Here is an 18,957-nt window from a genome sequence, read left to right as displayed (position 1 = left end):
CTCGGATCTTTACCTCGTGACTTCGGTATCGAATCAAGTCAACCTGTCCAATGCCACGGGCGTCACGCTCAACTACTGGGACGGGCCAACCGGCCATCTCAATGGCGTCATTGATGGCGGCGCCGGTGTCTGGAACACCAGCAGCACCAACTGGACGGATAACGGCGCCGTGATTCACGGCGCCTGGAACCCGGGCAATTTTGCGGTGTTCCATGGCGTGGGCGGCAATGTCACCGTCGAAGCCGGGGCGCCAGCCACGATCGGGGGCATGCAGTTTGCCGTGGATGGCTATGCGATAGACGGCGCCGCCATCGAACTGGCAAATGCCGAGACGGTGATCCGCGTTGGCGACGGCACCTCGGCCGGCGCGGGCACCACCGCCATCATCAGCGCTGAGCTGACGGGCACAGGCGCGATGGCCAAGACCGATTACGGCACGCTGGTTCTTTCCGGCGGCGCCAACAGCTATGCGGGCGGCACCACCGTGCGTGGCGGCGTCCTCGAAATTTCCGCTGACGGCCACCTTGGCGCGGCCGCTGGCGAGCTGACCCTGGACAACGCCGCCTTGCGCACGACCGCCAGCCTGGACTCCAGCCGGACGGTCAACCTGGCCGGAACCTATGCCACCATCGACACGGCAAACGGCACGACGCTGTCCCTGACAGGCGCCATGTCGGGCCCCGGGTCGCTGGTCAAGGACGGCGCCGGCACACTGGCGCTTGACGGCGCCACTTCCTACACAGGCGGCACCTTTGTCCGTGACGGCACGCTGCGGGTCAACAGCCAGCTTGGCGGAAACATGGATGTGCTTGCCGGCGCGCGGCTCGAAGGCAACGGCACGGTTGGCCACACCAGCAATGCCGGCGTCATTGCGCCGGGCAGCTCGATCGGCACGCTTACCATCGCAGGCGACTACGAGGGCGCGGGCGGCGCGCTGCACCTTGAAACCGTGCTGGACGGCGACGCCTCGCCGACCGACCGGCTGGTGATCACCGGCGACGTCTCCGGCACCACTCAAGTCGTGGTTGCCAACCGGGGCGGCGCCGGTGCGCAGACGGTTAACGGCATCAAGGTCATCGAAATCGGCGGCGCTTCGCCCGCCAACGCCTTTACGCTGGCTGGCGACTTTGTCACCGCCGACGGCCAGCAGGCGGTGGTGGCGGGCGCTTATGCCTACACCCTGCAACACAACAGCCCGTCGCTTGCCGCCGATGGCGACTGGTACCTGACTTCGGCGCTGTCGGTCTCGGAACCGGGGCCCAATCCGCCGGACCCCAATCTGCCGGGCACCAATCCTCCAGGCCCCAATCCGCCGGGTTCCGGTGCGCCTGGCGGGCAGCGCTATCAGCCCGGTGCAGTGGTGTACGAGCAATACCCGCAGGTGCTGGCGGCGCTGAACACCGTGCCGACGCTGCAGCAGCGCGTGGGCAACCGCTATGGGTCGCAGGGCGGCATAACGGCCGGTGGCCAGTCCGAACGTCGCGCCGTATGGGCCCGCATCGAGGGCGGTCACACGGCATTCGATGCCTCCCGTTCCACCACCGCTACGCGGCGCGACGTCGATGTCTGGAAACTGCAGACCGGCATCGACTTCACACTGCATGAAGGCAAGAACGGCGCATCGCTGGTCGGCGGCATCAACGGTCTGTACGGCACCGCCAACGCCGGGATGCGTTCCGCGTTCGGACGCGGCAAGGTCGATGCCACCGGCGCCGGCCTGGGCGCAACGCTGACCTGGTACGGCGCTGACGGCTTCTATGTCGATGGTCAGGCGCAAAGCATCTGGTTCGACAGCGATATCAGCTCCAGCACCTTGGGCCGCAAGCTCTCCTCGGACAACAGCGGCCATGGCTATGCGCTGTCGGTTGAAACAGGCAAGCGCTTCGGTCTGGGCAACGGCTATGCCGTCACGCCGCAGATGCAGCTGGTCTATTCACGGGTGGACTTCGACAGCTTCAACGATCCGTTCGATGCCCAGGTTTCGCTGCGTGACGCCGACAGCCTGCGCGGCCGGTTCGGCCTGGCCGTCGATCACGAGGCCGCGTGGGGCGGAACGAACGGCAAGCAAAACCGCTCGCACGTCTTCGGCAGCGTCAACCTGTACAACGAGTTCCTGCAGGGCAGCACGGTCAGCGTGGCCGGTGTTGACGTCGCCAGCCGCGATGAACGCCTGTGGGCGGGTATCGGGGTCGGCGGCACCTACGAGTGGAACAACGGCGCCTATGCGCTGTACGCCACCGCGGATCTGGCCAGCAGCACCCGCAACTTCGGAGACAACTACAGCGTTGGCGGCACGGTCGGCATGCGCGTGCGCTGGTAGTTGACCGGCATCGCAAGGCCCGTGCATGCCCGCCGCGATTCGCGGCGGCATCACGGGCCTTGATTTTTTCATGCGTCGGCGACGCTAGATTGCCTTCTTATCCGCGTGGCAGTTGATTCCTCGTGACGCTAATCAAATAAGCCTACAGCGGTATTCCCTACTTTGTACCAACCGCCTTATCTGGACTTTTGATGGCTAAAGAAAGTGATGCGTATCCCGAACTCGATGTGTTTATGGAAGGATGGTTCCATCAAGACTGGGGTGCTTCCGGTGAGACTGTCGAGGATGTCGCCCTGGACTACAAAAGGGTTGTCCGCCCGATGCGGGTTATTCAGGTCTGTGCGGAAATGGACCAATTCATCGCCCAAAATGATGCCGCCGTAGATTCCGCGTTTGAGCAACGATGGGGCTGGTTCCGCCCTGCGGGCTTGGGGTACACCATTCCTGAGTTCTTTCAAGAACTGAAGCGCATTTTGAGAAGCTAGCAGTCAAAATGCGCGGGGGTTTTTCCGCACCGTCCTTAAAGAATGCGCGCACCTGCAGGCGCATGAGGATCGCGAACACCGTACAGGCGCACAAAACAAGAAGCAAAAAACAAAAAACCCGCAGAGCAATTAGCTATGCGGGTCTTGAGGCAACCTTGTGTCACTGGTGCAAGTGTCTTTGGCGGAGACGGTGGGATTCGAACCCACGATGCAGTTTTTAGCCACATACTCCCTTAGCAGGGGAGCCCCTTCAGCCTCTCGGGCACGTCTCCGAAAAGAGAACGAGATTCTAGCACGATTTTTTTCGCTCTTACCCGCCATGCAGGCCTTCGATCAAAAAAAATCGTGCCGGAGCTGGTTCCTTAGACCTTGGTGGCCGGCGCCTGGTCCAGGCCGAAGGCCTTGTGCAGCGCGCGCACGCCCAGTTCCATGTACTTGTCGTCGATGATGACCGAGGTCTTGATTTCGCTGGTGCTGATCATCTGGATGTTGATGCCCTCTTGCGAGAGCGTCTGGAACATCAGGCTGGCGACGCCGACGTGCGAGCGCATGCCGATGCCGACGATGGAGACCTTGGCGACCTTTTCGTCGGTGTTCAGTTCGCGGGCGGCCACGGCGGGGATGACTTCGCGCTTGAGCAGGTCCACCGCGCGCGCAAATTCGTTGCGGTTCACGGTGAACGAGAAGTCGGTCGTGCCGGCCACGGACTGGTTCTGCACGATCATGTCGACGTCGATGTTGGCGGCGGCGACCGGGCCCAGGATGGAGAAGGCGATGCCGGGCTTGTCGGGCACGCCCAGCAGGGTGATTTTGGCTTCGTCGCGGCTGAAGGCGATGCCGGAGACAACGGCGGCTTCCATTTTTTCGTCTTCCTCAAAAGTAATCAGCGTGCCCGAGACCATTTCTTCGTCGAGCGGGATAAGGGGGTCGGTCAGCGAGGACAGGACCCGGACCGGCACACGGTATTTGCCGGCGAATTCAACCGAACGGATCTGCAGGACCTTGGAGCCCAGCGACGCCATTTCGAGCATTTCCTCGAAGGAAACGACGGACATGCGGCGCGCTTCGGGCACCACGCGCGGATCGGTCGTGTAGACGCCGTCCACGTCGGTGTAGATCAGGCATTCGTCGGCCTTGATGGCGGCCGCCACGGCCACGGCCGAGGTGTCGGAACCGCCGCGGCCCAGCGTGGTGATGTGGCCGTCAGGGTCGATGCCCTGGAAGCCCGTAACGATGACCACGCGGCCGGCGTCGAGGTCGCCGCGGATGCGCGCGTCGTCGATGGACGAGATGCGCGCCTTCGTGAACGACGAGTCAGTGCGCACCGGCACTTGCCAGCCGGCATAGCTGCGCGCGGACACGCCCTCGGCCTGCAGCGCGATGGCCAGGAGGCCGCTGCTGGCTTGTTCGCCGGTGGCGGCGATCATGTCGAGTTCGCGGCCGTCGGGCTGGGGCGTAATTTCGCGCGCCAGACCCAGCAGACGATTCGTCTCGCCCGCCATGGCGGACGGAACAACAACAACCTGGTGGCCGGCGGCGTGCCACTTCGCGACGCGACGCGCCACGTTTTTGATGCGCTCGACCGAGCCCATCGAAGTACCGCCATATTTGTGAACGATCAGGGACATCTCGTGCTCTGGCTGGAGACCCGCCGAAATTGTTGACGGGCAAACCATATATTCTAGCGCGACGGTAAAAATTTGCGCAGTTTGCGCAAATTTATGTCCATTCCTGGGTGGATTTTTTAACAATCGGGCGCTAGGCGCGGGATTCCACCCACACGCGGCCGCGGTGGCAGCGGATCACATGCCCCGCCTGCTCCACCCGCAACTGGCGGTCGTGGCCCAGGCTGTGCAGGCCGCGCAGCTGCCGCAGCAAGTCCGCCATACGCGCATCCGTCGGCATGCGGGCGCCGTTCATTTCCAGCCAGTGGCGCAGCACCTGCGCCTGGCGGGCGGGCGACAGGCCGCGCCATGCCTGCAGCGAAAAACTGGCGCCGTCGGGGCTGGGATCCAGTTTCAAGAAGTCTTCCCGCGCCACTTCATCCAGGATCTCGGCCGCCTCGGCCATGTGCCGCGCATGGCGCGCGACGATGCCACGCCAGCCCGGCCAGCGGGCGTCCAGCGCCGGCGCCAGCAATTCGCGCAGCGCGGCGCGGGTGTATCGCGGATCGGCGTTGGTGGGGTCCTGCACGGGGCGCCAGCCGCTGGCGGCCTGCACCGCGTCCGCCGCCAACAGGATGGCCGCGCGCTCCTGGTCCAGCCAGGGACGCAGATAGGCCACCCCGTCGCGCTGCGAGCGCTGGGCCATGGCCGCCATGCCTGCCAGGCCGGTGCCGCGCAGCAGACGCAGCAGCACGGTTTCCGCCTGGTCGTTGCGGTGGTGGGCCAGCAGCACGTGGCCGATTCCATGTTCGTGCGCCAGCCGGGCCAGGGCCGCATAGCGCGCGTCGCGCGCAGCGGCCTCGATGCCCTTGCCGGCCGCCTGCTCGACCTGGACGCGGGCCTCGAAGAGCGGCAGGGACAGCATTGCACCCAAGGCGCGCGCCTGCTGCGCCCAGGCGTCGGCATCGGCCTGCAGGCCGTGGTGCACATGAAACAGCGCAACGTCCATGCCCAGGGCCGGCGCGACGGCGGCCGCATGCACGGCCAGCATGGCCGAGTCCGCGCCGCCGCTGAAGGCCACGGCGATGCGGCGCGGATGCTCGGGCAATGCCTGGAGCGTCCGGCGCAGGGCCGCGGCGAGTTCAGCTGAAACGGGAAGGGATGGCCCGGCGCCCGCCTCGGCCCGAAGCGTGGGTTCGGGCACGGGGACGTCGGTCATGGGGGACAGGCGCGATGCGCGTGGTCTGCAGCGCCGGGCGAACGCCGGCCCCGCTGGCGCGTCAGGCGCGCACTTCCTGGTAGGCGCCGTAGGACAGCAGGCGCTGGACGCGCTGTTCCACGAGCTGTTCGGGCGTCAGGTCCTGCAGCTGGCGCAGGGCGTCGCCCAGGGCGCGGCGCAGCAGGCGCGCCATGACGCGGGGATCGCGATGGGCGCCGCCCACCGGTTCGTTGACGACGCGGTCCACCAGGCCCAGGTCCTTCAGACGAGGCGCGATGATGGCCAGGGCCTCGGCGGCGTCGGGCGCCTTGTCGGCGCTGCGCCAGAGGATCGACGCGCAGCCTTCGGGCGAGATCACGGCGTAGGTGGCGTACTGCAGCATCAGCACGGCGTTGCCCACCGCAATGGCCAGGGCGCCGCCCGAACCGCCTTCGCCGATGATCGTGCAGATCACGGGCACCTTCAGTTCGGCCATGGCGTACAGATTGTGGCCGATGGCTTCGGACTGGCCGCGCTCTTCGGCGCCGATGCCGGGATAGGCGCCCGGGGTGTCCACAAAGGTGAATACGGGGATGCCGAATTTTTCAGCCAGGCGCATCAGGCGCAGGGCCTTGCGGTAGCCCTCGGGACGCGGCATGCCGAAATTCCGTGCGGCGCGCTCTTTGGTGTCGCGGCCCTTCTGGTGGCCGATCACCATGCACGGCGTGCCATTGAAGCGCGCCAGGCCGCCCACGATGGACTGGTCGTCGGCGTACATGCGATCGCCGTGCAGCTCGTGGAAGTCGGTGAACATCTCACGCACGTAGTCCAGCGTGTAGGGACGCTGGGGATGGCGGGCGACGAGCGCCGTCTGCCAGGGCGTCAGCTTGGCGTAGATCTCTTTGGCCAGCGTCTGGCTCTTCTGCTGCAGACGTCCGATTTCGTCGGAGATGTCTACTGCCGAATCGGCCTGCACATAGCGCAGCTGCTCGATCTTGTTCTCAAGCTCGGCGAGCGGCTGTTCAAATTCCAGAAATGTATTGCGCATGTAGTGTGGTTCCGTAGATGGGCTGCCTGGCTTGCGTCAGTATTGGACCGGCGTCGGTTCCAGACTGCGCCACAAATACCAGGTTGCCACGGTACGCCAGGGTTGCCATGCCAACGAGACTTCGCGAGCCTCGAAGCGAGAGACAGGCTCACCGCTGAAATAGTGTAGCGAGATTGCCTTGAGCAACCCAGGATCATCCAGCGGCAGGACATCAGGCCGCTGTAGATTGAAAATCAAAAACATCTCTGCCGTCCAGCGTCCGATGCCGCGGATGGCGATCAACTCGGAAATGACGGCCTCGTCGTCCATGGCCGCCCACTTCTCGGGATGGACGCGGCGCTCGCCGAAATGCACGGCAAGATCCTGCACGTATTCGGCCTTGCGCTGCGACAGGCCGGCCTTGCGCAGGCCTTCCACGCCCACGCGCAGCACGGCGACGGGCGTCGGGCGTTTGCCCACGGCGTCGATGAACTTGGTCCAGGCGGCATCGGCCGCCTTGGTGGAAATCTGCTGCCCGATGATCGCCCGCGCCAGCGTCACGAACGGCGTGCCGCGCGAGGTCAGCCAGACCTCGGGGTGCTGGGGGATGATCTTTTTCAGGATGCGGTCGCGCCGCATCAAGTGGGCTACGGCGGCTTCCCAATATTCAGGCTTGGGAATCTCGAGATCTGCAGTGGACATGTCGGGCGTATCCTGGGACTTCAAGCTCGACGCCATTGCGTCAGGCCGCCCGGTTTGTCGTCCAGTTCGATGCCGGCTTCGCGCAGTTCGGCGCGGATGCGGTCGGCTTCGGCGAAATTGCGGGCAGCCTTGGCTGCCGCGCGCGCGTCGATCATGGTCTGGATGGCTGCGGCGTCCAGCGTGCTGCGCGCGCCTTGCTCGATCGCGGCCGCGGAGTAGCGGGTGGGCGACTGGAAGTAGGCGGCGGGCTCCTGCTGCAGCAGGCCAAGCAGCGAGGCCAGGGCCTTCATCTGCCCTGCGCTGCGCGCGCTCTTGGTCTTGTTGGCCTCGGAGGCCAGTTCGAACAAGGCGGCCACGGCGCCGGAACTGTTGAAATCGTCGTCCATCGCGGCCTTGAAGGCCTGGGCCTGCGGCTCGTTCCAGTCGATGCCCTGGCCGTCGGCCGGCACGTTTTGCAAGGCCTGGTACAGGCGGTCCAGCGCGTTCTGCGCGTCGACCAGGTTGTCGGGCGTGTAGTTCTGCGGGCTGCGGTAGTGATTGCGCACGATGAAAAAGCGCACCATTTCCGCTTCGCGCGGGTTCACCTGGTACTGGGCCTGGTCGGCCGCCGGCTCGCTCTGCGCGACCGTCTGGCGGATGGTGCGGAAATTGCCCAGGGACTTGGACATCTTGTCCGAATCCACCATCAGCGGGCCGCAGTGCATCCAGATGTTGGCCAGGGTGCCGCCGAAGGCGCCTTCGGTCTGGGCGATTTCGTTTTCATGGTGCGGGAACTTCAGGTCGGGGCCGCCGCCGTGGATGTCCAGGGGCAGTCCCAGCAGGGACTTGCTCATGGCCGAGCACTCGATGTGCCAGCCCGGCCGGCCCAGGCCGTAGGGCGACTCCCACTTGGTGTCCGCCGGCTCTTCGGCCTTGGCGGACTTCCACAGCACGAAGTCCAGCGGATCGCGCTTGCTGGAGCCGACCGCCACGCGCTCGCCGGCGCGCAGGTCGTCCAGCGTCTTGCCGGACAGCTTGCCGTAGCCGGCAAAGCCGCGCACGGCGTAGTTCACGTCGCCGTCGTCGGCCTGGTAGGCCAGGCCGTTCTGTTCCAGCTTGCCAATGATGTCGAGCATCTCGCCGACATACTGGGTGGCGCGCGGCTCGCGGTCGGGGGTTTCGACGCCCAGGGCGCGCTCGTCGGCGTGCATGGCGTCGATGTAGAACTCGGTGACTTCGCCGATGCGCCGGCCGGTTTCGACCGCGCGGCGGATGATCTTGTCGTCGATATCCGTGATGTTGCGCACGTAGTCGACGGCCAGTCCGCTTGCGCGCAGCCAGCGCTGCACGACGTCGAACGACACCAGCATCCGGGCGTGGCCCAGGTGGCAGAAGTCATAGACGGTCATGCCGCACACGTACATGCGCACCTGGCCGGCCTGGGCCGGTTTGAACGGTTCTTTGGTACGCGATAACGTGTTGTAGATTTGCAGCATGGCGCTCTAGGCTTCGTTTAGTATTCCGTGGCGGTTCCGGAAGGTTGCAGTCGACGGACGATACCGTCGATGCGTGCCGCCCCATTTGCCCCACTTGCCCCGTTGTCCAATTTGAACGGCCGGTCGGAGGCCCGTTCCGGCAGCCGGGACTTTCCGCCAGGGCATCGGCGTCCAGTCCCGGGGCGCAGTGGCCAAGTTCATTGACCAAGGTCGATGGCTCGGCGGCTGCTCAGTGGCTACTCGGTGGCTAGTTCTCAAGCCAAAACCCTAACCGGGGCTAAAATGGCGGTCGTCAAGTATAGCAAGCGGCCCGGCCGCGCGCGTAAGCGCCGGCCGGCCAAGACTTTTAACGGAACCCCACGTGACTATCAAGCCGCGTTTTCGCGTTGCCCTGCTCGCCCTGGCCCTGGCCGGCGCGCCGCTTGGCGTCTCTGTCGCCCAGTCGATGAGCGGCGGCGGGGGAGCGAACCCCAACGCCTCCCGCACCACCCTGGATCCGATCCCGCCCGAGGGCGGCTGGGACTCCCTGGCCAAGCTGCTGGAGGCCGCCAAGCCCAGCCTGGACACCCGCCTGGAGCCGTCCGCCTCGCAGATCACGACCCACATCGAACGCCTGCTGAACAACGGCAAGAACGAAGAAGCGCTGGCGATGATCGAAAAGCGCCAGGCCGACATCAAGGACCAGCGCGGCACCGACGTCCAATTGATGTTCCAGCATGCGCGCGCGCTGGCCGCGCTGGACCGCACGGGCGAAGCCATCGACGTCTATACCGAAATGACCACCCGGTTCCCGGAATTGCCGGAACCCTGGAACAACCTTGCCGCTCTATATGCAAGCCGCGGCGAACTCGAGCGGGCGCAGGATGCCCTGCAAATGGCCTTGCGCGCCGACCCCGGCTACGCCGCCGCGCGCGCCAATCTTGGCGACCTGCAACTCATGCAGGCATTGCGGACCTATAAGAAGGCAGCCGGCGACGGCGTGCCCGGCATGCAGGAAAAGGTCCGCGAAGTTGAAACAATGTTGAAGGAAAAACAAGGCAAATGATGTCCCGTTACTCCCCTCTTCACCTGCTGCGCCTGACGGCGTGCTCGTTCGCGCTGGCTGCATTCGCGCCAGCGGTCGTCAGCGCCGCCCCGGCAGCCTCTTCTTCCACCTCCACCTCTGAAGGCACAAAAGCCATGAGCACCAATCCCCGCGTCAAGCTCCAAACGAACCAAGGCGACATGGTCATCACCCTGGACGCCGCCAAGGCTCCGAAGTCGGTCGAGAACTTCCTGACCTACGTCAAGGAAGGCTTCTACAACGGCACGGTGTTCCACCGCGTGATCGACGGCTTCATGGTCCAGGGCGGCGGTTTCGAGCCCGGCATGAAGCAAAAGCAGACCCACGCCCCGATCGAAAACGAAGCCAACAACGGCCTGAAGAACGACAAGTACACGCTCGCCATGGCCCGCACCAGCGACCCGCACTCGGCCACCGCCCAGTTCTTCATCAACGTTTCCAACAACGACTTCCTGAACTTCACGTCGCCCACGCCGAACGGCTGGGGCTACGCCGTGTTCGGCGCCGTCACCGAGGGCACCGACGTGGTCGACAAGATCAAGGGCGTGAAGACCGGCAACAAGGGCTTCCACCAGAACGTCCCGAACGAAGACGTGATCATCGAGAAGGCCGAAGTTCTTGAATAAGATCGCCCTGTCCGGTCCGATCTGGCTGGCTTCCGACCTGCATCTGGGGCCGGCCACGCCGGCCACCTCGGAGGCCTTCCTGGCCTTCCTGCAAGCCGCGCAAGAAGAGGCTGCCGCCCTGCTGTTGCCGGGCGACATCTTCGACGCCTGGATCGGCGACGACGTGATCCGCGCCGCGCCGCCGTGGCTTGCCACGGCGCTGACGGCGCTTCGGGACACGGCCGCCCGCATCCCGGTGTGGCTGGGCCGCGGCAACCGCGACTTCCTCATCGGGGAAGAGCTGGCCAAGGCCGTGGGCGCCAGCCTGCTGCCCGAGCCGGCGCTGCTGCAGACGGACTTCGGCCAGGTCCTGCTGACCCACGGCGACGAATTCTGTACCGACGACGCCGCCTATCAGCAGTTCCGCAAGATGGTGCGCAATCCGCAGTGGCAGGCCGAATTCCTGTCCAAGACCATTCCCGAACGGCTGGCGATGGCGCAGCAGGCCCGCGGCGAAAGCCAGGCGGCCAACCAGACGAAATCCATGGAAATCATGGACGTCAACGCGGGCGCCATCGAAGCGATCTTCCGCGAGACCGGCGTGCGCGTCCTGGTGCACGGCCACACGCACCGGCCCGCCCGCCACGTGCTGGACGTGGATGGCCAGAAGCGCGAACGCTGGGTGCTGCCCGACTGGGACTGCGACCACGTGTCGCCGCCCCGCGGCGGCTGGCTGGTCATCGACCGCGACGGCCTCGAATTCTACGACCTGGAAACGGAGTCGTAGCGCTGGGGCGCAAGGCGCAGCGCAGTCAAAAAAAGGGGCCGCTCCATCAGAGCGGCCCCTTTTTCATTCGCGCCCGGCGGCGAGCCGCTCAGCGCGTGAAAATCCAGGCGGCAACGACGCCGCCGAAGATGATGCGGTACCAGGCGAACACGCGATAGGTGTGGTTGGCCACGAAGCGCAGCACCGCGCGGACCACCACCATGGCGCTCAGGAACGCGGCGACGAAGCCCACCGCGATGCCCGACAGGTCATGCTGGGTTAGCACCCCGAAGTTCTTGTACATGTCGTAGGCCGCCGCGCCCAGCATGGTCGGCATGGCCAGGAAGAACGAGAATTCGGTGGCCGTCTTGCGCTGGATGCCCGCGATCATGCCGCCGATGATGGTGGCGCCCGACCGCGACGTGCCGGGAATCATCGCGAAGCACTGCGCCACGCCCACGCCCAGCGCCTGCTTCCAGGTGATCTGCTCCAGCGTGTGTGCCGACGCCCGCTCGTCCGAAGCCGTGTCGTCGGCCGCGCCCGGCGCATCGCCCGGCGTATGGCGGGTGCGGCGTTCCACGTACAGCATGATCAAGCCGCCCAGCACCAGCGTCACCACCACCACGGCGGGGTGATAGAACACCGATTTGATCGTCTTGATGAAGATCGCGCCGATCACCGCGGCCGGCAGAAACGCCAGGAGCAGGTTGCGCGTGAACGCCACCTCGCTGGGCACGCCGGTCAGCGTACCGCGGACCAGCCTGAGCAGCCGCGCCCGGAAGACCCACATCACCGCCAGAATCGACCCCAGCTGGATCACCACCTCGAACACCTTGGCGTCGCTGGACTGGAAATTGATCCAGTCGCCAACCAGGATGAGGTGGCCCGTGCTGGACACGGGAATGAACTCCGTCAGGCCTTCCAGAATGCCCAGGATGAAAGCTTTAAAGAGATAGAGCGAGTTCTCGGTCACGGTTCTTGGGGCTCTCGGTTAGTCGTTGGCCAGGGATGCTTCGTCGGAAAAGTGCTCTTCGGGCCGTTTTTCGACGCGCACCAGCGCAATGCGGCGGCCATCCATTTCCAGGACTTCAAAGCGGAAATGCTGATGGTGGATCTGGTACTCGCAGACGTCGCCCGGCTTGGGCAGGTGTCCGAAACGCGACAGCAGATAGCCCGCCAGGGTGGAGAAGTCCTGGGCGTCGTCGACCAGGCCTTCGGTTTCAAGCACCTGTTCGACATGGTGCAGGTCGGCCGCGCCGTCGATCTTCCAGATGTTCTCGCCGTCGGCCACGATGTCGGGCAGTTCGTCTTCGTCGGGGAATTCGCCGGCGATGGCCTCGAAGACGTCGATCGGGGTCACCAGGCCCTCGATGGCGCCGAACTCGTCGGCTACCAGCACCAGCTGGCCGCGCGAGCGCTTGAGCGTGTCCATCAGGCGCAGGATGCCGATGGACTCGTGCACGATGATGGGATCGCGCAGGCGGTTGCGGCGCACGCGGCCGTCGGTGATCAGGTCCGCCACCAAATCCTTGGCGCGCGCAATGCCCAGGACTTCGTCCAGCGACCCCCGGCAGACCGGGAAGAAGCTGTGCGGGGCCTCGGTGAGCTGGCGCCGGATGGTTTCGGGGTCGTCATCAATATTGATCCACGAGACGTCCGTGCGCGGCGTCATGATGGACCGGATGGAACGTTCGGCCAGGGTCAGCACGCCGCTGACCATGTTGCGCTCTTCCACGCCGAAGGCCGGCACCGACGGGCCGTCGGCGCTGGGCAGGTCGGGCTCGTCGCTGGCCGGGGGCCGCTTGCCCAGCATGCGCAGGACGGCCGACGCCGTGCGTTCGCGCATCGGGCGGCGCGCGTCCAGCTTGAGCAGGTTGCGGCGGGCCACCTGGTTAAGCGCCTCGATGGCCACCGAAAAGCCGATGGCCGCGTACAGATAGCCCTTGGGCACCTTGAAGCCGAAGCTCTCGGCCAGGAGCGAGAAACCGATCATGAGCAGGAAGCCCAGGCACAGCACCACCACCGTGGGGTGCGCGTTGACGAAGCGCGTCAAGGGCTTGGAGGCCAGCAGCATGATGCCGATCGCGATGACGACAGCGATCATCATGATTGCAAGGTGATCCACCATGCCCACCGCGGTAATGACGGAGTCCAGCGAAAACACGGCGTCCAGGACCACGATCTGCGTCACGATCACCCAGAAGCTGGCGTATACGCGCGGCCCGGACGTGCCGCTGTGCACGCCGCCTTCCAGGCGTTCGTGCAGCTCCATGGTGCCTTTGAACAGCAGGAACAGGCCACCCGTCATGAGGATGAGGTCGCGCCCCGAGGGAGACAGGGGACCGATGGTAAACAGGGGGGTGGTCAAGGTGACCAGCCACGACATGACCGACAGTAGGCCCAGGCGCATGATGAGCGCGAGGCTCAGCCCCATGATCCGAGCGCGATCGCGCTGCGCCGGGGGCAGCTTGTCCGCCAGGATGGCGATGAAAATCAGGTTATCAATGCCCAGGACGATCTCAAGGACGACCAGGGTAAGCAAGCCGACCCACGCAGCGGGGTCCAGCAGCCACTCCATCAGGAGCTCCAGAAGTTACACGACCGGTAATCGTACATGGAAAATCCATGACATGCCGGTGACGCATCCCCTCCGTAAGCCTGATGGACAGAGGCTTTGGGCCTTAGGGACTAGGACGCGCCGCGTTCGCGCCGGCCATGAAAAAGCCGGCCCCCCGGCCGGCTTTGGCATCACTCAACGAACCTCTGGCGGGGATCAGCCGCCGATTTTCAGCGTGCCCTTCATCATGGCCCAGTGGCCGGGGAAGGAGCAGAAGAAAGCATAGTTCTCGCCAGCGGCGAGCTTGGAAACATCGAACTTCACGGAGTCGGCTTCGCCGCCGCCGATGACCTTGGTATGGGCGATGACGCGGGTGTCGCCCGCCTTCACGTAGTCCTGGGCCAGGCCGGCGCCCATGCCGTCGGTAGCGACGGCCTGCTTGTCCGCGTCTTTGGTGAGCACCCAGTTGTGGCCCATGGCGACCTTCGCCATCTTGCCGACATGCTTGAGATGCACGGTGAATTCCTTGCAGCTCTTGTCAACAACGATTTCCTTGGTGTTGAACTGCATGGCGTCGTTGCTTTCGACGGTGGCTTCGCATTGCGCGGCCAGCACGGGCAGGCTGGCTGCAGATAGAAGAATGGCTAGGGTGGCTTTTGCCAGCATGAATCTCTCCGATGACACAGCGGTCGATGCACGTGCGCCAGCCATATGCAGACGCCGTTGCCGCCGCGGGCCAGTGTAGGACCAGTCCGCATTCGCACTATTGACTTGCATCAAGCCGCCCCTCGCAATCATGCCGCATTCACGGGACATCCCCTACATTTCGTAGGGGTATTAGTCATTCAAATGCACAGCTTGACATACCGCAATCGCGTTCCTGTCTTGAGTTCGTAGGATGCCCGTAAGCAAACACGTCCAACAGAGTTCAGCATGCGCGGCAGTACGGCATCAAATCGCGGGTTCTTATGGTGCATTCAAGCCGCGCTCCTTTTCCTCTTGATGTGGTGCGTGTTTATCAGCCAGGCGCAGGCCCAGCGGCTGCCTGAGTTCCTGGCGTCCACGCCCATCGACGCGGTGTTTCCCGGCGCAGACCGCGTGGGCCCGGCCGAAGGCAAGCCCGCCGTTGCCCGCGTCTATGCGGGAGACCGACAGCTCGGCCTGGTGTATCTCACGACCGACGTCGTCAATACGCGCGGCTACTCCAGCAAACCGATCGACGTGCTGGTGGGCCTTTCCGACAGCGGGCGCATCATGGGCGCCAAGCTCGTCGAACACCACGAGCCCATCGTGCTGATCGGCATTCCCCAATCCAAGGTCGATCACTTCATCCAGGGCTATGTGGGCCTGAACTTCGTAGAGTCGCCGCCCCGCCACGGCGCCCCGCCGCCCGTGGACATCGTCAGCGGCGCGACGGTCACGCTGATGGTGATCGGCGACACCATCACGCGATCGGCGATCTTGGTGGCTCGCGCCCACGGCATCGACAAGGCCGGCGCCCTGCGGCAGGCCGCGCCCGCGGCGGCCACCCGCGTGCTGGACGAAGCCCAGGACACCGTGCAGTCCTGGCAGGCGCTGCTGGACTCTGGCGCGGTGCGCAACCTGCGCCTGACGCCCGCCGATGTCAATCAGGCATTCCTGCGGTCGGGCAGGAAGGACGCCGCCGAACACAGTGAAGGCGACCCCGACGACACCTTCATCGACCTGTACGCCGCGCTGGTCAGCGCGCCCTCCATCGGCCGCAGCCTGCTGGGCGATACCGGCTGGCAGCGCCTGAAGGAACGGCTCAAGCCCGGCCAGCAGGCCGTGCTGGTCGCGGGCAATGGCCTGTATTCGTTCAAGGGGTCCGGCTATGTCCGCGGCGGCATCTTCGACCGCGTCGAGATCATCCAGGACGAAAGCAGCTTCCGCTTCCGCGACCGCAACCACCAGCGGCTGGCGGACATCAGCGCCGCGGGCGCGCCCGCGCTGCGAGAGGTCGCGCTGTTTGTCGTGCCCGACGACGCCGCGCTGGATCCGGTCAGGCCCTGGCGCCTGCAGCTCATGGTGCAGCGCGTGCTGACCGTGTCCGACAAGGCCTTCGTCACGTTCGACCTGCCCTACGAGCTGCCCAAGGCCTACACGCGCGCCGTAGACCCCGCCCCCGCGGCGGCGCAGGCCGCGCCTGCAGCTACGGCCCCTGCGGTTGAGGCCCCCGACGCGGCGCCGGCCTTGTGGAAGCAGATCTGGCGCGGCAAGTCCGGACAGATCGCCATCCTGACCGTGGCGCTGGTGGTGCTGGTGGGCATCTTCTTCTTCCAGGACCAGCTTGCCGCCCGCCCCCTGCTGCATGACCGTCTGCGCCTGGCGTTCCTGGCCTTCGCGCTGTTCTGGATCGGCTGGTATGGCCAGGCGCAACTGTCCATTGTCAACGTGCTTACGTTCTTCTCGGCGCTGCGCACCGATTTCCGCTGGGAATACTTCCTGATGGATCCCATGGTGTTCATCCTGTGGTGCGCCACCGCGATCTCGATGGTCTTCTGGAACCGCGGCGCCTTCTGCGGCTGGCTTTGCCCATTCGGCGCCCTGCAAGAACTGTCCAATCGCGTCGCCCGCCGGCTGGGCGTGCGCCAGCTGAAGGTCCGCCACGGCGTGAACCAGCGGCTGTCCACCTTGAAGTACGTGATTTTCCTGCTGCTCTTCGGGTTCTCGCTATACGACCTGGCGGTGGCCGAGCAGCTTGCCGAAGTCGAGCCCTTCAAGACGGCGATCATCCTGCACTTCGTGCGCCACTGGCCATTCGTACTGTTCGCCGTCGCGCTGCTTGCCGCGGGCCTGTTCATCGAGCGCTTCTTCTGCCGCTATCTCTGTCCGCTGGGCGCCGCGCTGGCCATTCCCGCCCGGCTGCGCATCTTCAACTGGCTCAAGCGCTATCGCGATTGCGGCAACCCCTGTCAGCGCTGCAACAACGAATGTCCGGTGCAGGCCATCGAGCCCACAGGAGAAATCAATCCGAACGAGTGCATTCAATGCCTGCACTGCCAGATGCTCTACCACCACGACCAGAAGTGCCCTCACCTGATCCAGAAGCGGGCCAAGCGCGAACGGCGCCCGGCGCCGCCTCCGGAACCGGCGGTGCAGGAGGTCGTGATGCGCCGCATGCCCAACATTACCCCGGCGAATCGCCCCAACCACGAATCGTGAAACACGATTTTCGTTCCACGGCGCGACGCGCCGTCCCTACCAAGGAGTTATCCATGTCCGAGAAGACCCCCGAAAAAACCGGCCTTACACGCCGTGGCTTCCTGGGAACCGCCGCCATCACCGGCGCAGCTGGCCTCGTTGCCGGCGCGCATATCCCCACCGCGCACGGCAAAGAGGGCAAAGCCGGCGCGGGCGTGCTGGGGCATGTCGCGCCGGGCGAGCTGGACGAATACTACGCGTTCAACTCCAGCGGCCAATCGGGCGAAGTGCGCGTGCTGGGCCTGCCGTCCATGCGCGAACTCGTGCGCATCCCCGTCTTCAACCATTGCAGCGCGACGGGCTGGGGCCGCACCAATGAAAGCCGCAAGATCCTCACGGAAGGCCTGACGCCCGAAACCCGCGAATTCCTGAAGGACAAGGGCGGCGTGTTCCCGAACGGCGACGCGCACCACCCTCACCTGTCGTTCACTGACCAGACCTACGACGGCCGCTATCTCTTCATCAACGACAAGGCCAACAACCGCGTGGCCCGCATCCGCCTGGACGTGATGAAGACCGACAAGATCACCGAGCTGCCTAACGTCTCGGGCGTGCACGGCCTGCGTCCGCAGCGCTATCCGCGCACCGGCTATGTGTTCGCCAACGGCGAGCACATCGTGCCGCTGCCCAACGACGGCAAGCTGATCGACGATCCCAAGAAGAACTTCTTCGCCATCTACTCCGCCATCGACGGCGACACGATGAAGGTCGCCTGGCAGGTGCTGGTGGACGGCAACCTGGACAACGGCGACGCCGACTACCAAGGCAAGTACTCCTTCGCCACCTGCTACAACTCGGAAAAGGGCGTGACCGTCGAGGAAATGTCGGCCAACGAGCAGGACTGGGTCGTCGTCTTCAACATCAAGCGCATCGAGCAGGCGATCAAGGACGGCGACTTCAAAACCATGGGCGGCGTGCCGGTCGTGGATGGCCGCCATGGTTCCAAGTACACGCGCTACATCCCGGTGCCCAACTCGCCCCACGGCTGCAATGCCGCGCCCGACGGCATCCACCTCATGCTGAACGGCAAGCTGTCGCCCACCGTGACGGTGATCGACGTGCGCAAGCTGGACGATCTGTTCGCCGACAAGATCAAGCCGCGCGACTGCGTCGTGGCCGAGCCCCAGTTGGGCCTGGGCCCGCTGCACACCGCCTTCGACGGCCGCGGCAACGCCTACACCACGCTGTTTATCGACAGTCAGATGGTCAAGTGGAACATCGACAAGGCCAAGCGCGCCTACAAGGGCGAAAAGGTCGACCCCATCATCCAGAAGCTGGACGTGCACTACCAGCCCGGCCACAACCACTCCACGATGGGCGAGACCAAGGAAGCCGACGGCAAGTGGCTGGTGTCGCTGAACAAGTTCTCGAAGGACCGGTTCCTCAACGTGGGCCCGCTCAAGCCCGAGAACGACCAGCTCATCGACATCTCCGGCGACGAAATGAAGCTCGTGCATGACGGCCCCAGCTTCGCCGAGCCGCACGATATGTGCCTGGTGCACCGGTCCAAGGTCAATCCGGTCAGCGTGTGGAAGCGCGACGACCCAATGTGGGAAGACGCCCGCCAGATCGCCAAGAAGGACGGCGTGTCGCTGGAGGACGCCGCCAAGGTGGTGCGCGACGGCAACAAGGTCCGCGTGTACATGATGGCCGTCGCGCCCATGTTCAGCATCAAGAAGTTCGAAGTGAACCAGGGCGACGAGGTCACGGTGTTCGTGACCAACATGGAAGTGATCGAAGACCTGACGCACGGCTTCACGCTGGAAGGCCATGGCATCGCCATGGAGATCGGGCCGCAGGCCACGTCGTCGGTCACGTTCAAGGCGGACCGTCCGGGCGTGTACTGGTACTACTGCCAGTGGTTCTGCCACGCGCTGCACATGGAGATGTCCGGCCAGATGATCGTGCATCCCAAGAAGTCCGCGTAGCGACG

At 65.0% G+C, this 18,957-nt stretch carries 15 protein-coding genes and 1 tRNA gene; 7 read left to right on the top strand and 9 right to left on the bottom strand.

All coding sequences use genetic code 11. The features are described 5' to 3' along the window. Positions 1–2,320: autotransporter family protein (locus KYC_RS20825; protein WP_008166051.1), on the top strand; the 2,320-nt coding region annotated here is incomplete at its 5' end. 191 nt (positions 2,321–2,511) lie between these two features. After that, positions 2,512–2,805 (top strand): contact-dependent growth inhibition system immunity protein, encoded by a 294-nt coding sequence (locus KYC_RS20820; RefSeq protein ID WP_008166050.1) that lies wholly within the window; start codon positions 2,512–2,514, stop codon positions 2,803–2,805. Between the two features lie 179 nt (positions 2,806–2,984). On the opposite strand, the gene KYC_RS20815 is transcribed toward KYC_RS20820, so the two are convergent. The 6 genes from KYC_RS20815 to cysS all read right to left on the bottom strand — a co-directional run bounded on the left by KYC_RS20815 (position 2,985) and on the right by cysS (position 8,811). Further along, positions 2,985–3,077, bottom strand: a tRNA-Ser gene (locus KYC_RS20815). A 90-nt stretch (positions 3,078–3,167) separates the two neighbouring features. Then, positions 3,168–4,433 (bottom strand): aspartate kinase, encoded by a 1,266-nt coding sequence (locus KYC_RS20810; protein ID WP_008166048.1) that lies wholly within the window; start codon positions 4,431–4,433, stop codon positions 3,168–3,170. A gap of 130 nt (positions 4,434–4,563) precedes the next feature. Next, a complete protein-coding gene (gene tilS, locus KYC_RS20805; RefSeq protein WP_050814918.1) occupies positions 4,564–5,628 on the bottom strand; it encodes a tRNA lysidine(34) synthetase TilS in 1,065 nt (354 codons plus the stop codon). Positions 5,629–5,689: 61 nt separating this feature from the next. Continuing rightward, positions 5,690–6,655, bottom strand: coding sequence for an acetyl-CoA carboxylase carboxyltransferase subunit alpha (locus KYC_RS20800; protein ID WP_008166043.1), 966 nt, complete (start codon positions 6,653–6,655; stop codon positions 5,690–5,692). 36 nt (positions 6,656–6,691) lie between these two features. Then, positions 6,692–7,336: a DNA-3-methyladenine glycosylase family protein gene (locus KYC_RS20795; RefSeq protein ID WP_008166041.1), complete on the bottom strand. Its 645-nt coding sequence runs from the start codon at positions 7,334–7,336 to the stop codon at positions 6,692–6,694. Between the two features lie 20 nt (positions 7,337–7,356). Then, on the bottom strand, positions 7,357–8,811 hold the full coding sequence (gene cysS / locus KYC_RS20790; RefSeq protein WP_008166037.1) for a cysteine--tRNA ligase: 1,455 nt from the start codon (positions 8,809–8,811) through the stop codon (positions 7,357–7,359). Between the two features lie 361 nt (positions 8,812–9,172). Here cysS and KYC_RS20785 point away from each other — a divergent pair, with 361 nt between their 5' ends. The 3 genes from KYC_RS20785 (at position 9,173) to KYC_RS20775 (ending at position 11,266) form a co-directional block, all read left to right on the top strand. Continuing rightward, complete coding sequence (locus KYC_RS20785) at positions 9,173–9,856, top strand: tetratricopeptide repeat protein (protein WP_008166036.1); 684 nt, start codon at positions 9,173–9,175, stop codon at positions 9,854–9,856. Between the two features lie 134 nt (positions 9,857–9,990). Beyond that, positions 9,991–10,500, top strand: coding sequence for a peptidylprolyl isomerase (locus KYC_RS20780; RefSeq protein WP_008166031.1), 510 nt, complete (start codon positions 9,991–9,993; stop codon positions 10,498–10,500). Next, positions 10,493–11,266 carry a UDP-2,3-diacylglucosamine diphosphatase gene (locus tag KYC_RS20775; protein ID WP_008166029.1) on the top strand — a complete coding sequence of 258 codons (774 nt, stop codon included), beginning with the start codon at positions 10,493–10,495 and terminating at the stop codon, positions 11,264–11,266. The genes KYC_RS20780 and KYC_RS20775 overlap by 8 nt, the downstream gene beginning before the upstream one ends. Positions 11,267–11,354: 88 nt before the next feature. On the opposite strand, the gene KYC_RS20770 is transcribed toward KYC_RS20775, so the two are convergent. The 3 genes from KYC_RS20770 to azu form a co-directional block, all read right to left on the bottom strand. After that, a complete protein-coding gene (locus KYC_RS20770) occupies positions 11,355–12,218 on the bottom strand; it encodes an undecaprenyl-diphosphate phosphatase (protein WP_008166027.1) in 864 nt (287 codons plus the stop codon). An 18-nt stretch (positions 12,219–12,236) separates the two neighbouring features. Then, positions 12,237–13,823, bottom strand: a complete 1,587-nt coding sequence (locus tag KYC_RS20765) for a TerC family protein (RefSeq protein ID WP_008166024.1) — start codon at positions 13,821–13,823, stop codon at positions 12,237–12,239. A gap of 195 nt (positions 13,824–14,018) precedes the next feature. Beyond that, entirely contained in the window at positions 14,019–14,468 is a 450-nt protein-coding gene (azu, locus tag KYC_RS20760; protein ID WP_008166022.1) for an azurin, read from the bottom strand. A 336-nt stretch (positions 14,469–14,804) separates the two neighbouring features. On the opposite strand from azu, the gene KYC_RS20755 reads away from it, so the two are divergent. Beyond that, the gene (locus KYC_RS20755) at positions 14,805–16,985 is read left to right on the top strand and encodes a NosR/NirI family protein (protein ID WP_008166020.1); all 2,181 of its coding nucleotides are present in this window, start codon (positions 14,805–14,807) and stop codon (positions 16,983–16,985) included. A 53-nt stretch (positions 16,986–17,038) separates the two neighbouring features. Continuing rightward, the gene (gene nosZ / locus KYC_RS20750; protein ID WP_008166018.1) at positions 17,039–18,952 is read left to right on the top strand and encodes a TAT-dependent nitrous-oxide reductase; all 1,914 of its coding nucleotides are present in this window, start codon (positions 17,039–17,041) and stop codon (positions 18,950–18,952) included. The last annotated feature ends 5 nt before the right edge of the window (positions 18,953–18,957 follow it).

The sequence above is a fragment of the Achromobacter arsenitoxydans SY8 genome, assembly GCF_000236785.1.
Classification (GTDB): Bacteria; Pseudomonadota; Gammaproteobacteria; order Burkholderiales; family Burkholderiaceae_B; genus Achromobacter; species Achromobacter arsenitoxydans.
This window is presented reverse-complemented; position numbering and strand designations above follow the sequence as displayed.

Coding starts and splice junctions, on each gene's coding strand:
- KYC_RS20820 (WP_008166050.1), top strand. CDS start 2,512: ATGGCTAAAGAAAGTGATGCGTATCCCGAACTCGATGTGTTTATGGAA.
- KYC_RS20810 (WP_008166048.1), bottom strand. CDS start 4,433: ATGTCCCTGATCGTTCACAAATATGGCGGTACTTCGATGGGCTCGGTC.
- tilS (WP_050814918.1), bottom strand. CDS start 5,628: ATGACCGACGTCCCCGTGCCCGAACCCACGCTTCGGGCCGAGGCGGGC.
- KYC_RS20800 (WP_008166043.1), bottom strand. CDS start 6,655: ATGCGCAATACATTTCTGGAATTTGAACAGCCGCTCGCCGAGCTTGAG.
- KYC_RS20795 (WP_008166041.1), bottom strand. CDS start 7,336: ATGTCCACTGCAGATCTCGAGATTCCCAAGCCTGAATATTGGGAAGCC.
- cysS (WP_008166037.1), bottom strand. CDS start 8,811: ATGCTGCAAATCTACAACACGTTATCGCGTACCAAAGAACCGTTCAAA.
- KYC_RS20780 (WP_008166031.1), top strand. CDS start 9,991: ATGAGCACCAATCCCCGCGTCAAGCTCCAAACGAACCAAGGCGACATG.
- KYC_RS20765 (WP_008166024.1), bottom strand. CDS start 13,823: ATGGAGTGGCTGCTGGACCCCGCTGCGTGGGTCGGCTTGCTTACCCTG.
- azu (WP_008166022.1), bottom strand. CDS start 14,468: ATGCTGGCAAAAGCCACCCTAGCCATTCTTCTATCTGCAGCCAGCCTG.
- KYC_RS20755 (WP_008166020.1), top strand. CDS start 14,805: ATGTGGTGCGTGTTTATCAGCCAGGCGCAGGCCCAGCGGCTGCCTGAG.
- nosZ (WP_008166018.1), top strand. CDS start 17,039: ATGTCCGAGAAGACCCCCGAAAAAACCGGCCTTACACGCCGTGGCTTC.